General features: G+C 43.9%; 14 protein-coding genes. All 14 read left to right on the top strand.

All coding sequences use genetic code 11. The features are described from left to right. Nucleotides 1–144: 144 nt before the first annotated feature. Nucleotides 145–1,497, top strand: a complete 1,353-nt coding sequence (locus tag QL898_RS09960) for a Na(+)-translocating NADH-quinone reductase subunit A (RefSeq protein WP_165598636.1) — start codon at nt 145–147, stop codon at nt 1,495–1,497. Between the two features lie 5 nt (nt 1,498–1,502). Beyond that, complete coding sequence (locus QL898_RS09955; RefSeq protein WP_057762164.1) at nt 1,503–2,738, top strand: NADH:ubiquinone reductase (Na(+)-transporting) subunit B; 1,236 nt, start codon at nt 1,503–1,505, stop codon at nt 2,736–2,738. Continuing rightward, nucleotides 2,719–3,621 (top strand): Na(+)-translocating NADH-quinone reductase subunit C, encoded by a 903-nt coding sequence (locus tag QL898_RS09950; RefSeq protein ID WP_201547581.1) that lies wholly within the window; start codon nt 2,719–2,721, stop codon nt 3,619–3,621. The genes QL898_RS09955 and QL898_RS09950 overlap by 20 nt, the downstream gene beginning before the upstream one ends. Before the next feature lies 1 nt (nt 3,622). Continuing rightward, nucleotides 3,623–4,294 carry an NADH:ubiquinone reductase (Na(+)-transporting) subunit D gene (locus QL898_RS09945; protein ID WP_201547580.1) on the top strand — a complete coding sequence of 224 codons (672 nt, stop codon included), beginning with the start codon at nt 3,623–3,625 and terminating at the stop codon, nt 4,292–4,294. Beyond that, on the top strand, nt 4,294–4,902 hold the full coding sequence (nqrE, locus tag QL898_RS09940) for an NADH:ubiquinone reductase (Na(+)-transporting) subunit E (protein ID WP_057762170.1): 609 nt from the start codon (nt 4,294–4,296) through the stop codon (nt 4,900–4,902). Before QL898_RS09945 ends, nqrE begins: the two co-directional genes overlap by 1 nt. A gap of 122 nt (nt 4,903–5,024) precedes the next feature. Continuing rightward, nucleotides 5,025–6,260 (top strand): NADH:ubiquinone reductase (Na(+)-transporting) subunit F, encoded by a 1,236-nt coding sequence (gene nqrF / locus QL898_RS09935; RefSeq protein WP_057762171.1) that lies wholly within the window; start codon nt 5,025–5,027, stop codon nt 6,258–6,260. Nucleotides 6,261–6,879: 619 nt separating this feature from the next. After that, nucleotides 6,880–7,680, top strand: coding sequence for an SDR family oxidoreductase (locus tag QL898_RS09930; protein ID WP_290176677.1), 801 nt, complete (start codon nt 6,880–6,882; stop codon nt 7,678–7,680). A gap of 123 nt (nt 7,681–7,803) precedes the next feature. Beyond that, nucleotides 7,804–8,958, top strand: coding sequence for an FAD:protein FMN transferase (locus QL898_RS09925; RefSeq protein ID WP_201547577.1), 1,155 nt, complete (start codon nt 7,804–7,806; stop codon nt 8,956–8,958). Nucleotides 8,959–9,090: 132 nt separating this feature from the next. Continuing rightward, a complete protein-coding gene (nqrM, locus tag QL898_RS09920) occupies nt 9,091–9,336 on the top strand; it encodes a (Na+)-NQR maturation NqrM (protein ID WP_057762175.1) in 246 nt (81 codons plus the stop codon). 392 nt (nt 9,337–9,728) lie between these two features. Then, nucleotides 9,729–10,961 (top strand): MFS transporter, encoded by a 1,233-nt coding sequence (locus tag QL898_RS09915; RefSeq protein ID WP_290176675.1) that lies wholly within the window; start codon nt 9,729–9,731, stop codon nt 10,959–10,961. A 293-nt stretch (nt 10,962–11,254) separates the two neighbouring features. Then, entirely contained in the window at nt 11,255–12,118 is an 864-nt protein-coding gene (locus QL898_RS09910; RefSeq protein WP_290176674.1) for an arylesterase, read from the top strand. Between the two features lie 12 nt (nt 12,119–12,130). After that, entirely contained in the window at nt 12,131–12,850 is a 720-nt protein-coding gene (locus QL898_RS09905; RefSeq protein ID WP_290176673.1) for an ABC transporter ATP-binding protein, read from the top strand. A gap of 19 nt (nt 12,851–12,869) precedes the next feature. Continuing rightward, nucleotides 12,870–15,512, top strand: coding sequence for an FtsX-like permease family protein (locus QL898_RS09900; RefSeq protein WP_290176671.1), 2,643 nt, complete (start codon nt 12,870–12,872; stop codon nt 15,510–15,512). A gap of 205 nt (nt 15,513–15,717) precedes the next feature. Then, on the top strand, nt 15,718–17,721 hold the full coding sequence (locus tag QL898_RS09895) for an ATP-binding protein (RefSeq protein ID WP_290176670.1): 2,004 nt from the start codon (nt 15,718–15,720) through the stop codon (nt 17,719–17,721). The last annotated feature ends 17 nt before the right edge of the window (nt 17,722–17,738 follow it).

The raw sequence follows: 17,738 nt of genomic DNA, 5'->3' as shown, positions 1-17,738 counted from the left end.
TGTCTTCACAGAGCTTTCATCCCTATTTCACTACAAAGGAAATAGACGATTGAAGGCTTTGTTGAGTGATACAAACGTTCATGCTACCGATATACCAAACAGGACGTCTGGTATCGTTTTAGACTATGGACTAAGTTTTCGCTTATGATTACCATCAAAAAAGGTTTGGATTTGCCCATCACTGGTGAACCCTCCCGCGAGATATCTGAGCACCAACCGACACATGTAGCACTTGTTGGCTATGATTATGTGGGTATGAAGCCCACTATGAATGTCAAAGAAGGTGACATTGTAGCCAAAGGTCAGCCCGTTTATGAAGACAAAAAACGTGTTGGCGTGATCTACACTGCCCCTGCTGCCGGTAAGGTCGTCGCTGTTAAACGTGGCGAACGTCGAGTGTTTGAGAGTCTTGTGATTGCGGTCGACCCAAATGGTGAAGAAGTAGACTTTGAGCGCTATGACTCACAGCAGCTTGCTGACCTAGACTCTGAAGTCGTTGAAACCCAACTGATTGCCTCTGGCGAATGGACCGCGTTCCGTACGCGTCCTTATAGCCGCGCACCCGAAATCGGCGCTCGTCCACATGCTATCTTTGTTACAGCAATGGATACCAATCCACTTGCCTTTGACCCGATGCTTGTGATCAATGAGCAGCTACAAGCGTTCAATGATGGACTTGCTGTATTATCTACGCTTAGTCCAAAGACCTTTGTCTGCCATCATGGCGATACCCAACTGACACCAGTTGCAAAAACTGCAGCGAATAACGTCACTGAGTATCATGGTTTTGCTGGTAAGCATCCAGCTGGTCTTGCTGGTACGCACATTCATTTCTTGCATCCTATCAGCCGCGGTGTGACCGTATGGACAATTGGTTATCAAGACGTGATTGCCATCGGTAAATTGTTCACGACAGGCCGTCTATATACGCGCCGCATGGTGAGCTTGGCAGGTCCTGCGGTCACTAACCCGCATTTGGTTATGACTGAGCGCGGTGCTGATATCACTGCATTGACCAAAGGTAAGCTGGCTGCTGGCGAGAACCGTATCATTTCAGGTTCAGTATTGTCTGGTCGCAAAGTGTTTGAAAACATCGCCTATCTGGGTCGTTTTCACAATCAGATCAGCGTATTGACTGAAGGTCGTGAGCGTCCTGCGTTCCACTTCTTTACTCCAGGTAAAAACCGCTTCTCAAAACTGCCTATCTATATTTCGCAGTTCTTTGGTGGCAAAAAGTACGACTTTACTACCACAAGTAACGGCTCACCACGAGCGATGGTACCAATCGGTGTCTATGAAGAAGTCATGCCACAAGATTACCTACCAACTCAATTACTACGTGCATTGATCGTCGAAGACATCATTAGCGCCGTAGATTTGGGCGTGCTTGAACTGGACGAAGAAGATTTGGCACTATGCACCTTTGTATCTCCTGGCAAATATGAATTCGGTGATATTTTGCGTGATAACTTAACGCGCATTGAGCTGGAGGGCTAACCACGATGAAATTTTTACACAATATGTTCGATCGTATGGAGCCATCTTTCACCAAAGGCGGCAAACACGAAAAGTACTACGCTATTTTTGAGATGTTTGATACGTTCTTACGTCAACCAAGCTCAACCACTTATGCGTCATCACATGTACGTGACGGGATTGACCTAAAGCGTATTATGATTACCGTATGGCTATGTACCTTCCCAGCGATGTTTTGGGGTATGTACAACATTGGTCATCAAGCACTAACCGCTATCGCTCAGCTTGGCTTACAGCCTGAAGGCTGGCGTACTGTGATCACTAGCATGGCAGGCTATAACCCAGACAGTATCTGGGCAAGTTTCGTCTATGGTGCGATGCAGTTTTTGCCTATTTATATCGTGACGTTTGCAGTGGGTATTCTCTGTGAGATTATCTTTGCTGTCGTCCGTGGACACGAAGTTAACGAAGGTTTCTTTGTAACCTCAGTTCTATTTGCATTATGTCTACCACCTGATATTCCTTTATGGCAAGTTGCCCTAGGTATTATCTTCGGTGTGGTTGTCGCAAAAGAAGTGTTCGGTGGTACTGGTAAAAACTTCCTTAACCCTGCCCTATCGGGTCGTGCATTCCTATACTTTGCTTATCCAGCCTATATGTCTGGTGACTCAGTATGGACGGCAGTAGATGGTTTCTCAGGTGCAACCCCTCTTGGCCTTGCAGCCCTTGGTGTGGTTCCTCAGGACTTCGTCGACGTTTATGGTAATGCCATCACGTGGAGTGATGCATTCTTAGGTAATATGCAAGGTAGTATCGGTGAAGTATCGACGCTAGCCATCCTAATGGGTGCGGCAGTGTTGCTATGGACGCGTATTGCTTCTTGGCGCATTATGGCAGGTTGTGTGGTCGGTCTGATTGCGACGTCTCTTGTGTTCAACATGATTGGCTCTGAAGACAACATGATGATGAGCTTGCCGTTCTACTGGCACTTAGTTATCGGTGGCTTTGCTTTCGGTGCTGTATTTATGGCAACCGATCCAGTATCAGCTGCGCATACAAACAAAGGCCGCTGGGCTTACGGTATCTTGATTGGTTTTATGACCGTATTGATTCGCGTCATCAACCCTGCTTTCCCAGAAGGCATCATGCTGGCCATTCTATTCGCCAACTTATTTGCTCCATTGTTTGATTACTTTGTGACTCAAGCAAATATCAAACGCCAAACCGCTCGGAGGGTTCGCTATGTCCAAGCCCAAAAGTAATAACGCGAAAACCATCAGTGTGGCCTTGACGCTATGCTTGGTGTGTTCAGTGTTGGTCTCAGCAGTGGCTGTTGGTCTAAAACCTGCACAAGTTGAAAACGCACGTTTAGACCGTAACAAAAATATCTTAGTTGCGGCTGACTTGTTTGATGCTGAGTCTGATACAGCAGATGATGTTGCCGAACGTTTTAAAGACTTTGAAGTAAAAATCATTGATCTAAACGAAGGTACTTATCTCGATGACGATGCGCTAAAAACTGCTGGCATCCCTGATCGTAACGCTTATGACGCCAGTCAAGCAACAAAGAACCAAGCCCTAAGTGAAGACTTGGGTGATAACGATCCTGCTGGTATTGGGCGTAAGCCAAAATACGCCAAGGTCTATGTCAAAAATGATGACGCAGGTCAGCCAGAAACGGTCGTATTGCCTGTTCAAGGCTATGGCCTATGGGGTACGATTTATGGTTTCTTAACACTTGAGAGTGATATGAATACCATCAAAGGCATCAGTTTTTATGAGCATAAAGAAACTCCAGGTCTTGGTGCACGTATTGAAGAGCCAGAATGGCGCGCACAGTGGACCGGTATCCAGTCTTATGATGAAAATGGTAACGTGGCAACTGGTGTGACCAAAGCTGGTACGCCAAAAGACAATTGGGTTGATGGCATCAGTGGTGCAACTTTGACCAGTCGCGGTGTCAGTAACATGATCCAATTTTGGTTGGGCGAGCAAGGTTATAAGCCTTATCTAGATAAGCTACGTGAACAGAGCGGTCAAACAATTGATAATGCAAAGACACAAGCAAATCAATCAAAGCTGGCAGCTCAACCTAAAACCGAATTGGCAGCCAAGCTACCAGTAGCAAACGGCAAGGAGGCATAACATGGCTGACACTAAAAGCATTTTAACCACGCCTATCTTTGATAATAACCCTATTGCCCTACAGATCCTTGGTATCTGTTCGGCATTGGCTGTCACTACCAGCATGGCTAACGCTATGGTCATGTGTGTGGCATTGACTTTGGTAACGGCATTTTCAAGCTTCTTTATCTCGATCATCCGTAAACAGATTCCATCGAGCATTCGTATCATCGTACAGATGACGATTATTGCTTCGTTGGTTATCTTGGTTGATCAGGTGCTAAAAGCGGTGGCTTATGACGTTAGTAAAGGTTTGTCAGTTTTCGTTGGTCTGATTATCACTAACTGTATCGTTATGGGTCGTGCTGAAGCATTTGCTATGAGCAACCCACCAATCCCAAGCTTTTTAGACGGTATCGGTAACGGTCTTGGTTACTCAGCAGTATTGCTATTCGTCGCAACTATCCGTGAGCTATTGGGTGCTGGTACTTGGTTCGGTGTTACGATTCTACAGCCAGTCACTGATGGCGGTTGGTATATACCAAACGGTCTATTACTATTGCCACCATCAGCGTTCTTTATCATTGGTTTGTTCATCGCTGTTGTCCGTATCTGGAAACCAGAACAAGTTGAAGAAGCTGAGTTTGTAATGAAGCCGCAGTCTAAAGGCATGGCACATGGAGGCGGTCACTAATGGGACATTATGTTAGTTTATTTATAACCTCAGTCTTTATCGAGAACATGGCGCTTGCCTACTTCTTAGGCATGTGTACTTTTTTGGCCGTATCCAAAAAAGTCTCTACAGCGATTGGTCTAGGTGTTGCGGTTATTGTCGTGATGGCAATTACCGTTCCACTAAACAATTTACTATTCCAGTTTATCCTAAAAGATGGTGCGCTGGCATGGGCAGGTTTCCCTGATATCGACTTGAGCTTCTTAGGATTGCTAAGTTATATCGGTTTGATTGCAGCCACCGTACAGATCCTAGAGATGTTCTTGGACAAGTTTGTACCGAGTCTATACAACGCGCTTGGGGTATTCTTACCACTAATCACCGTAAACTGTGCCATCTTGGGTGGTGTATTATTTATGGTTGAGCGTGACTATAACTTTGGTGAATCTGTTGTCTATGGTGTGGGTGCAGGCTTCGGTTGGGCACTTGCTATTACAGCATTGGCGGGTATCCGTGAAAAGCTAAAATACTCAGATATTCCAGCACCGCTGCGTGGTCTTGGTATTACTTTTATCACGGTTGGTCTTATGTCGCTCGGCTTTATGTCGTTCGGTGGTATGTCCATCTAAACCGCTAAGCTCAAAGCTTTCATTAGCTATTTGACTTATTTAATTCATTTATTCGGTAGAGGTTTGGGTACAGCATAGATGATGCCCCCACACCCCTACCCCATAGATTAAGGATACCTACCATGGATTACGCTACGGCGATTGGTGGCGTTGCTATGTTTACCTTGATCATCATGGGCCTTGTCGCTATTATTTTGGCGGCGCGCTCAAGACTGGTCAGTTCAGGCGATGTCACTATCCATATTAATGATAATCCCGATAATGATGTGGTGACACCAGCTGGCGGCAAACTACTACAAACGCTAGCGGGCGAAGGTATATTTTTATCTTCAGCTTGTGGTGGTGGTGGTACTTGTGCGCAGTGTCGTTGCCGCGTTATTGAAGGTGGTGGTTCTATTTTGCCCACCGAAGAAGGCTATTTTACTCAAGGTGAAATCCGCAATCACATGCGCTTAGCTTGTCAGGTAGCTGTTAAGCAAGACATGAAAATTGAGATTGACCCTGAGTTCTTTGATGTACAGAAATGGGAATGTGAAGTTATCTCTAACGATAACGTTGCCACTTTCATTAAAGAGCTGGTACTAAAAATTCCAGAAGGCGAAGAAGTAAACTTCCGCGCTGGTGGTTATGTGCAGCTTGAAGCGCCACCGCATGAAGTGCACTACAAAGACTTTGTGATTGATGAAGAGTATAGAGAAGACTGGGAAAAATTCGGTATCTTCAACTATGTCTCGAAAGTTGATGAGCCAGTTATCCGTGCTTACTCAATGGCCAACTATCCTGAAGAAAAAGGCCTCATCAAGTTTAATATTCGTATCGCAAGTCCACCGCCACGTGGTCCTGACGGTATTCCACCAGGCAAAATGTCTTCATGGGTCTTTAGCTTAGTACCTGGTGACAAAGTGACGGTTTCAGGTCCTTATGGTGAGTTCTTTGCCAAGAAAACCGAAGCTGAAATGATCTTTGTCGGTGGTGGTGCTGGTATGGCTCCAATGCGCTCGCATATCTTTGATCAGCTCAAACGCTTGAACACTGATCGTAAGATTAGCTTCTGGTATGGTGCTCGTTCTATTCGTGAGATGTTCTACGTTGAAGACTATGATCAGCTAGAAGAAGAGTTCGATAACTTTGAGTGGCATGTTGCACTGTCTGACCCATTACCAGAAGATAACTGGGAAGGTCCAACAGGCTTTATCCATAACGTATTGCTCGAAAACTATCTGAAAGATCATCCAAACCCAGAAGACTGTGAATACTACATGTGTGGGCCACCGATGATGAATGCTGCCGTAATTGACATGCTACATAGCATGGGCGTGGAAGACGAAAACATCATGCTTGATGATTTCGGTGGTTAAGTTAGATAATTAATCTGACAGCACAAATCTAAGAATATAAAAAAGAGTCTCAATTGAGGCTCTTTTTTGTTTCCAAAACCTTACAATAATAGATGTTTATTGTTATTATTAAATAATTGTTGGTTCTTAGAACTGGTATCAGTTTTAATTGAACAATAGATTATTATTTTTGAATTCAATAAAAGGTTTTAGTATGAAAATTAGTATACTTACAAGCATTCTTGCTTCTATTCTAATATTGTCGGGTTGTTCAAGTGCGCCTAAGTCGACTTGGAAAAAAGCAGGAATATCTCAACATGATACACATAATGCAATACAAAAATGTCGTTATCAAATTGGAATTGCAAAGGTAAAAAGTGAGAGAGAAAGCAGCTTGTTCAGTTCTTGCATGGAGTCAGAGGGTTATCGTTATACGAACAGACGAGTTTCTTAAAAGAGATCTATTTTCTGAGGATTATATTTAATCTATTTTTCAAGGTACCTTATTAGGTACCTTTTTTCTTTTAGATTGACTATACGATGCTATTTAGCTCATAGTCTTGAATAGAAAAAACACTTATCTGAAAAATATGATATCTCAAACATGCACAGAATTTTAACAAATTAAGAAAGGACTTTTATGAAAACGAAATACAAAGATTTGACCATTTGGATCACCGGTGCTTCTAGTGGTATTGGACAAGCATTAGCCGTTGCCTTCGCCAAACGCGGAGCTAGAATTATTCTAAGTGGACGTGACAGTGATAAGTTAGAGGTGGTCAAAAATAGCTGCAAACGCGCTAACAAACATATCGTCGTTCCTTTTGATATTAGTGATGCCAATCAAACCAAAGACGCTTATGCTACTGCTAAAGCTCAGGCGGGAAAAATCGACTGGCTTATCAATAATGCTGGTATCAGTCAGCGTTCGCTCATCATGGACACGGCTGAAGAAGTTGAACGCCAAATCATGGAAATAGATTACTTTGCTCAGACGCGTCTTACCAGACTTGCATTGCCTGATATGCTCGCACAAGGTGGTGGCAAAATAGTAATGATCTCAAGCGTGGCAGGTTTATTGGGTACACAATATCGAGGTGCTTATGGGGCAGCCAAGGCAGCGCTGCATATGTGGGCGAATAGTTTACGTGCTGAATTACATGATCAAGGTATCGAAGTAGCCACGATATTCCCCGGATTTATTCAGACTAATATCTCTATCAATGCGTTGACTGGTGACGGTAGCGCACAAGGTACGATGGATGAGGCAACCAATAATGGTCTGACTGCGACTGAGTTTGCCAAACAAGTCGTGAAGGCGCTCACCAAGGGAGAGGAATATATCATCGTCGCTGGTCGTAAAGAAAAACTGGCCACACGGGTCAACCGCGTCTCTCCCCCAAAACTCTATAAACTCATACGTGAGTCACAAGTGAAGTAAGCTACTTAACCTAACGAATTGTCGCTGAATGGTGCCTTCATTAGTATTTTTGGGTTCAAGGGGTGTAAAATAAGCGTGGCTTGTTTTACACCCTACTCATTTCTACGCCATACCGAAAATATTATGAAAAACACTATATCCAGCTTATCTTCCAAAAAACCTCTACACCTTACCTTAGTAGGCGTCGTTGGCCTTGCTAGTACTTTAGGTCTCAGTGCTTGCCAGCAAACCCCAGACTATAACTATCTGATCGGTGAGACGATGGGGACGAGCTATCATATTAGCTATCAGTTGCCTGATGATGCGGACGAAGCTGCCATACAAGCTGCGGTAGACGAGCGCCTAAAACAAATTAACGATAGCATGTCTACTTATCAAAACGACTCGACTATATCTACATTTAATCGTTTGGGCAAAGACAAACCTATCACTATCGATGCTGATTTTAGTCGTGTGCTAGACGTATCACAAATTGTCTATCAGCAGTCTGGCGGTGCTTTTGACCCTACCGTTATGCCACTCGTAAATACATGGGGCTTTGGGAGCACCATGACGGTCGAGCGCCTACAAAGCCCTCCGACCGCCGTTGAGATTGCGCAAGCAAAAGCATTGGTCGATTTTGAGAGCATCATAAAGAAAGATGACACCATCTATAAGACCAAAGACGGCGTTGGTTTAGATTTTTCTGCTGTTGCCAAAGGTTATGGCGTCGATGTCATCGCTGATGTGCTGAGAGAGGATTACCAAATTCGTAACTATATGGTTGAGATCGGCGGTGAAATTGCCACTTCTGGTGTCAACAATCAGCAGCAGCCATGGCAAATTGCGATTGATGCCCCTATTGAAGGCAGTACTGTCAGCGAACGCCAAACCATATCTGCTATTCGCCAACCAAAGAATACGGCTAGCCAAATGCATCTAGCTACCTCTGGTAACTATCGCAACTCTGTTATATTCGATGGCAAACGCTATAGCCATACTATCGACCCGACAACGGGTACCCCTATTGCAGGCGGCGCACCTTCAGTCACTGTCGCAGCTGATTCTGTCGCGTTGGCGGATGCGTGGGCAACTGCCCTTACCGCGATGCCTTATCACAAAGCACTAGACCTCGCTAAAACACAGAATCTAGCAGCCATGTTCGTGGTACTAGCTGATGATATAAAAGCAAAGGGTTCTGACGATATGTCTAACGAAGCTACTGACGACAATATTGATGACTGGCAGGTGATACAGACACCAGCGATGAAAGCACTACGCGCCGATAAAAAACCCTAGTATTCATACCCATGTGTACGAGAACACACAACGAATGATGTAAAAATTTGCTATACTATGACCATGGTTGTGACCAAAGATACTTAATAAATCCTGAGTGCAACTGTCCATTTTTAAAATGAGGTTTCCTCTATGCTTAGCCAACTGCTTCCTATGCTTGCCATTACTTTCACCGTATTTGTCCTATTCTTCATTTTTATGGGTGTCGGTTATATGGTCAAAAAAAAGCCGCTTAGAGGATCTTGTGGCGGTGTTGCCAAATTGATGGGCGACGAAAATTGCTCGTTTTGTGGTAATGATCCCAATAAGTGCGATTCATTAATCGCTGAACAGCAAGAGAATGCATTAAGAGCTGCTCAATTAGGTAAATCGGTTTAATAGCCTATTGGTTACCATACGCTGGTAGCATTTACCTGACATATGTTCTTATAATAGCGTCAAGTCATTCAAAAGTGACTTGGCGCTATTTTTATTGTGCGATAAAACATCTTATTTAAGATGCCTTATTATCGCCATCTCTTATTATCACTGTTCTATAGCCGTAACTCGAAGTAACCACAAATACATTTTGACTAACCTGCCAATTTAGCAAAGTCAGTTAAGCAAATTGTATGTCTTACGCGCTACATATATTTTTCGGTCTCATTCAAGATATCGATTACCGTTTAGGTACGTGTCTGGGTAAATGCTTTCTGGTGTTATTTTATAAGCGGCAATGTCTTGGCGCTGTTTAATAACGTGTTCTTTTTCGCTGTCATCGTTGTGCTGCTATGTCTACCTCGTCCAATCTATCTGCTTCATCTAGCCTGCCCTCCTCACGCTTTACCTTTTGGTTGGTGCTGTGTGCCATGATTCTACTAGCCACCAATATGCGTGCACCTATCGTCGCGCTAGGTTCTATCGCTCCAGTGGTAAAGGACGCGCTTGATATCTCTGAGTTTCAGATAGGCTGGCTAGGGGCAGTGCCTATGCTGAGCTTTGCCGTTGGTGCGCTGATTTCTCCAACCATTGGTAAGCGATTCGGACTAGAAAACACACTGATTGCCATGATTGGGTTGTTAACGGTAGGGATGATTATCCGTACTGCTATCCCGACATGGAGTGGGTTTTTAATTGGTACTTTATTGCTTACCCTCGCCATCGGCTTCGCTAATACTTTAGCAGCACCTGTCATTAAGCAGCGTACCCCGCAACATATTCCGCTGATTACAGGTCTGTTTAGTCTGACGATGACCACAGCAGCAGGTATCGTCGCAGGCGTCGTATTACCGTTATCGGAGCAAGTTGGTTGGCAGTGGGCATTAGGCGGTTGGACAATACTAGGTGTTTTTGCCTTTGTTATCTGGCTGTTCTTACGTGTACGGTTGGGTTCATCTAACCATCAAGCAGTTATCCCTGCGGCGTTAGGTTCTTCTGATATTTCCATGTGGCGAACCACCTTTGCGTGGCAGATTGCTATTTTTATGGGATTACAGTCACTATTGTTTTATACCGTCGCCAGTTTTTTACCATCGATTTGGGTTAGTAAGGGACTATCTGCCGTCAGTGCTGGACAGATGGGTTCTGTATTCCAGTTTATGGCACCAGTTTCTATATTAAGTTTAACTTGGTTGGTCAATCGCGGCCGACCTATTCAAGCATTGGCTGTATTTGCTGCTGTGCTAAACGTCGTTGGTATATTGGGTGTCAGCTATCTATCGACTGATTTGGCATGGCTATGGTCAGGTATGATGGGCATGGGCTGTTCAGCAATTTTTACCTTGAGCATGATGCTGTTCTCTATGCGCACCTATACGACCAATCAGGCAAGTGAGCTGTCTGGTATGGCACAGGTCGTCGGTTATTTGATTGCCTTTTTTGGCCCATTGGGTACAGGTTGGCTACATGAAATGACTGGTAGTTGGAGTATGCCGCTTTTTATTATGCTGATACTGATGATTGTCAACGTCGTGATTGCTTGGCTTGTTAGTCGTCCAGTGATGGTCGATGGCAAATATATTTGATTGCTATCAGCTTTCATTTCTATCAGTTTTTGTGGTCTGCAAGGCTATGATTGCTAACGCGCAATAAAGCGGCCTTAAATTAACCTTAGGGCAATATAGGTCACTGTCTTATTTTGCTATAGTCAATTCAATATAATTTCGATAATTAATATAAGCTGGATAAAAGGAAGGCGAGTAAAAGTACTACAAATAGTAGACTGAGCGAGCCTGACGATTCATCCGACTGAGACTGTATCTGGTTTAGATAGGATTTGACTATACACTGGTTTGATTGCATATAGGACATAACACCCATGATGAAACTTCCCTCTCGTTTTGCTCAGCGCTTACCCGCTATCGCCATGCTCGCAGCTGTAATGGCTATCAGTGGTTGTCAAAAAGATGCTGAAACGACATCTACTACTGACACGCAGAGTACCAGTACTGAAGCGACTAACCGTCAAGCCAGCACTGCTCCAGTAGCCATTGAAACCGCAGCATCAACTGATCAACAGGTCAAATCCTCATCACTTACTATTTTAGCGCTTGGTGACTCCCTGACAGAAGGTCTGGGAGTGGACAAAGACGACAACTATCCTGCTCAGTTAGAAGATCGTCTGCAAGAGATGGGCTACGCTAATGCCAAGGTTATCAACTCAGGTCTAAGCGGTGAAACCAGTACGGGATTGGTCAATCGATTGGACTGGGTGTCGCAAACCAAACCCGACATCACTATATTGACCATCGGTGCTAACGATGCGATACGTGGTATCGATGTGGCGACAATTGAAGCCAATATCCGTACGGCTGTTAAACGTTTGCAAGACAATGGCAGTGTCGTCATTTTGGGCGGGATGTCGATCTATGATAACTTGGGCGATGACTACGTTGCCGCGTTCTCAGACATTTATCCTCGCGTCGCGAAAGACATGAGCGTTCCTCTGATACCATTCTTTTTGGAGGGTGTCGGCGGTGAGGCTGAGCTCAACCAAGCAGATGCCATTCACCCAACCAAAGAAGGCTACACCATCATCGTCAATGACAATATCTTACCTATTCTAGAGCCTAAATTAAATGAACTAGAAGAGCTGAAAGAGTTAAAAACAGCCGATACCAATAACACAGCTACGACTGCTCAAGACAATACGACAAAAAATAAGACAAACGAGACTACTTAACGAGACACTGTAATGACATTATCATCTTCGACTGCCACAGCAACGCCACAAGCAGACGCTAAGACACAAGCACTACTGACCGCCTCACAATTAAATAAAACCGTGCAAGTCGGTGAGCAAAAATTATCTATCATCAAGGACGTCGATATCTATGTCAACGCGGGCGAGTTTGTGGTCATCATGGGCAAATCAGGCTCGGGTAAATCAACCTTACTAGGATTGCTCGCGGCATTAGACTATCCTGATAGCGGTACAGTGTCGCTAGCAGGTCAAACGCTCAGTAGTCTTGATGAAGATGCGCTGGCGGTCATTCGTCAACAGGACATGGGCTTTGTCTTTCAGTCATTTCATCTACTCCCAACATTGACAGTCGCCGAAAACATCGCCTTTCCACTTGATATTGCCAGACGTCCAAGCCTAGCACGCGTAGACGAGCTGATTGATGCGGTTGATTTGGGTCACAGGCGTAACAGCTTACCCAATCAACTATCTGGTGGTGAACAGCAGCGAACAGCAGTGGCACGAGCGTTGGTATCGCATCCAAAGATTGTGTTTGCGGATGAGCCAACGGGTAACTTGGATGAACAAAATGCCGATCAAGTCATGCAGCTGTTGTTGGACTTACGCCAGCAGGTTGGCTCGGCACTGGTGGTCGTGACTCATGATCCTGCACTTGCTGAAATGGCAGATCGCGTCATTACCATGCATGATGGGCGGATTGTACCGACATGAATAACTGGATTGTATCTTAATGAATAGTAAGCCCACAGACAATAAATCGCCTGATACAAAAAAGACTGATACCAGTATGCATCAAGAGTCCAGTTATCCTAGCGGCATCCTTAGTCAACTATTTACCCGTACTCTAGGTTTTCAAAATCTAGGTTCTCAAGCACTCAGCCGTAGCTGGTGGCAGCGTTGGGTATATCCCGTGTTGTTTCTACTGACCTTGACCTTGTCGCTTGCAACCTACCTGACCCTCGACTCGGTACAGCAGTCTGTCGATAGTTATATCAATGACAATCAGCGCGCACTCGTTGGTGGCGATTTGATTTTGAACGGCAAGCAGGATTGGTCAAGCGACGTATTGACCCAAGTAGACACCATCCCTGACACGCAGGTCGTATACGATCATCAGTTTAGCGCTATGCTGGTCACGGATGAGCAAACCTTGCTTGCCCGCGTCAAAGCCGTCTCACCGTCCTACCCTTTATATGGCGACGTTGAGCTGGCTTCAGGACAACCGCTATGGGAGCAACTGACCGCTGATAATGTCGTCGTTGCCCCAGAAGTGCTTAGCAGCCTAAACGCTAGTGTCGGCGACCGTATCGCTATTGGTGATGCGCAGTTTACCATCAGTGATGTGCTGACCAAAGAACCTGACCGACCGCTGACCGCGTTTGGTTTTGGTGGGCGGGTGTTGATGAAACAAGATGCCTTGGCAGCGACCAACCTACTCGGTCAGCGTAGCCGCGTCAATTACCGTATTGAGATAGCAGGTGATCCTGAGCTGATCACCACGCAACGTGATGCGTTCACAGATATCCTCACCAATTATCCTGATATCGAGCTGTCTGAAGCCGAGTCCGAAGACACCTCTGTGTCGCGTATCTCTGATAATGTATTGATGTTTTTAAAACTGCTGGTCATTGCGGTATTGCTACTCTCTGCCGTCGCCATGTATGGCGTCATTAGCGCGTTCGTCACCAAGCAACAATCAAACAATGCGATTCGTTTGGCATTAGGTGAACCGCTTAGCTCACTCAAGCGCAGCTACTATCAATTATTAATAGTCACGACCGCCATTGCTTGTGTCGCTGCAATTGTCCTTAGTCTGGGTTTGCTTAAAATCGGGCAACCTTATCTCGTAGCTATTTTGCCTGCTGACGTGGGTCTCGCCATCAATCCAATCAGTGCGATCAAGACCATATTCATTGCCTTAGCTCTGACCCTACTGATAGCGCAGCGTGGATTAAGTACGTTAAATACCACCAAACCCGCCACCCTACTCAATCAAGGGGCGAGTACGCAGGCGCAAAACCTACCGTGGTATCGACGCACGCCGTTACTGTGGTATGGCATCGTGCTGGCAGGACTGTATGCTTTCTTTGCTTATGAAGTGGGTTCGCTGTCATTAGGCGCACAGCTATTGGGCGGCTTGATTGGCTTTGTGGCGATATTTTGGCTACTGGCGCGTGGGTGGCTATGGCTGCTTAATAAGTTAGCGAGTAATACCAAAGTCAGCTGGATGCAGCGTATCGCCATTCATAATCTGGCGCGCAAGGGCAATCAATCCGCATTATTCTTTGTCACCTTATCGCTATCGGTTGCGGTGCTGACGCTCATCACCACACTCAATCACAGTATCAATGCGCAGTTTATCAATGCCTATCCTGAAGACGCGCCCAATCTGTTTTTGCTCGATGTACAGAGCGATCAACATGACGATATTGATGCGATCATTGAGGCGCCTGTCACTTATTATCCCGTCATTCGTGCGCGTGTAGAGACAGCCAATGACGTACCTGCAAAAGATATCGAGCCTGAGGATGGCTTTGATGATCCTACGCGGGTGTTTAACTTAAGCTACGCAGATACGGTGATGGATACTGAGTACATCGTTGACTCGCTCACAGACGATGCGCTGTATACGCCTATCGATGATGCCGAGCAGCAAGTCAAACCTTTATCTATCTTGGACACTGCCGCCAGTATGCTCAATGTCGGCATGGGCGATCAGGTGCGCTTTAACATTCAAGGTATCGAAATCGTCGGGCAGATCACCAGTATTCGTACGCGCTATGAGCGTGGCCCAAGCCCGTATTTTTACTTCTTGTTTGAGCCGTCGGTACTGTCCGCTGCCCCGCAGATTCAATTTGCCACTGCGCACGTATCAGAAGATGCCATTCCAGAGCTACAAGGCAAACTGGTACGTGAGTTCCCTGCGGTCACCACCATCGATGGCACGGCTATCGCCAAGCAAATCCAAGAGCTGGTGGTACAAATGAGCCGCTTGGTCTATGTGTTTACCTTGCTTGCCCTACTCACTGGGGTCATGGTGCTGATCAGCTCGCTGTTGTCTACTTCACAAGATCGTATGAAAGACAGCGCATCATTTAGACTGCTTGGTATGCAAAAGCGTGACTTGTATATGCTCAATATTTTAGAGCTGGGCGTGCTTGGGATTAGTGCGGCGACCTTTGCAGTCGTTATCGCCAGCGTCGGCGCATGGGCGGCCATCACACAGTGGTTTAATCTACAGTTTAGTGTGCCGTGGATGAGCTTGGCTATTGGCGGTGCGGCGTTAGTTGTCTTGCTGTTTGCCATTGCCATTATTTATGTGAGATTGGTGATTGGACGCGGTATTATGGCAAGGGTCAGGGCGATGATTTAGAGGGTTTTTTACTTGCGATTTGACAAAAGTTTGATAAAGTGATGGGTATTAGTTTGACGGTAGATTAGTTATCGTAGCTAATTTTTCTTTTCACTACTATCCATCCTATCAATAGTTTACTGGTTATCTTTACAACTAACAAAATTATTGTGTTGCGATAAATAGTAGACCTTATTTAAGAATAATATGTACATTAGGGAACACCATGTCTAGTTCAAATACAATAACAGTTAACTTATCTAATGATCATATTAGACGTGTTTCAAAGTCTACTCCTGTTCGAGCAATTGAAGAGTTAGTTTGGAACAGTCTTGATGCAGACGCTACTAAAGTGTCTATTCGGATAAATAAAAATGGATTAGGCAACGAATCTATCACTATAGACGATAATGGTGAAGGGATCTCTATAAAACAGGCTAATAACTTCTTAAGCTACATTGGTAACTCATGGAAAGCAAAAAAAGAAGAAACAACTAGTGGCAGACCTCTACATGGACAAAAAGGTGAAGGAAGGTTTAAAACATTTTCTTTAGGCAACTTTATAGAATGGGACAGTACTTATAAAGAGCAAGAGACCTTTCATCGAATTAAAATTTACTTTAAGTCTGATAATGGCAATAAGCTTGAAACCATTAGAGAGCAATGCGATTCAAATGTGAATAAAACAAGGCATAGAGTCACTATAACCAACCTTCCAAAGAAAATTACAAATTATGATTTTGACGATTTAAAAGAAGAGTTAACGCAAACTTTTGCAGCACATCTTTATTCATATCCAGAGATAAAAATCTATATAGATGGATACGAAATAGAACCAAATGAAGCTATTCATGAAATTACAAGCTACGAAGTAGAGACATCTGGTTTAGAAGGGAGTCATACGGTAAGAATAATTGAATGGACTAATATTAAATCTAAACAATTATTTCTTTGCAAAAAAAATGGAACTGTTTTGAAAGACTCAAGAATGGAGTCTAGTAGAATACGTTCGTTAGGATATTCTTTTTCAGCTTATTTATTAAGTGACTATATAAATGAGTTAGATAGTGAGCACACATTAGATTTACTTGATATGCAAGTTGAAGGTAAAGAGTTATTGAGTGAAACTTATAAGAAAATAAACGAACATTTCAAAAGACGTAAAGAGAAAGAAGATCAAGCCAGACTAGATAGGTGGAAAAATTTAGGTATTTATCCATTCGAAGATGCAGTTGATTTAGGAAGTATAGAAAAAGCGAAACGTGGATTATTTGATATTATTGCCTCAAAAGTAGAAGATAACCTACCTAAGTTCGAAAAAGCAGATAACAGAACCAAAAAGTTTACTTTCAAACTCCTTTCTCAGTCTTTACAAGATAACCCTCAATCTATTCAAAAAATCATTACTGAGGTATTGAACTTAAATCAGGAGGAGCAGGATAATTTTGCACAACTGCTTAATAAAACTAGCTTATCATCCATAATCAAGTCTGCAAAAATAGTTGCTGATAGACTAGACTTTTTAGAAGGTCTAGAGTCTCTAGTTTTTAATCATAAAAAAACTCTATTAGAGAGGGATCAACTTCACAAAATATTAGATAATGAAGCTTGGATTTTCGATGAACATTTTGCACTTTCTGGAACTGAGAAAAGACTTGAAGAAGTACTAGAAATTCATCTGAAAGAGTTAGGACAACGATCAGATGACGATAGTCCTGTCCTTATAAATGGTGAGAAACAGGGCAGAGTTGATTTAATGCTTTCTAAGGCTGTCCAAGTTAGGCCTGGTCACTATGATTATTTGGTAGTAGAATTAAAAAGACCGTCTCAAAATATCAATGATAAGGTTATTAGCCAAATTATGGGATATGGCATGGCTGTTAAGGATGATGCAAGGTTCGATAAATCCAAAAGTAACTGGAAGTTTATTGTAGTATCAGATGAACTAGACAAAATGGCAGAAGCTAGATCAACAGAGAAAAGCAGACCTCATAGATGTGTCTATCATGAAGATAAAATTGAAGTTTATGCTTTTCCTTGGTCTGAAGTTATATCAAATGCTAAAGCACGTTTGAAGTTTTATCAAGACCAACTTCAATATGAAGCTGATAACGAAACTACTAATACATATCTTACGAAAATGTATAAAGAATTCCTTCCCAACGATTATAAAAGTACAGCTCAACTAACTGAATATAGTGCAGAAGACATAAATAAAGAAGCAAGCTAGGGGGGGCTGCTATAGAG

The sequence above is a fragment of the Psychrobacter sp. APC 3279 genome (genome assembly GCF_030407795.1).
GTDB lineage: Bacteria > Pseudomonadota > Gammaproteobacteria > Pseudomonadales > Moraxellaceae > Psychrobacter.
This window is presented reverse-complemented; position numbering and strand designations above follow the sequence as displayed.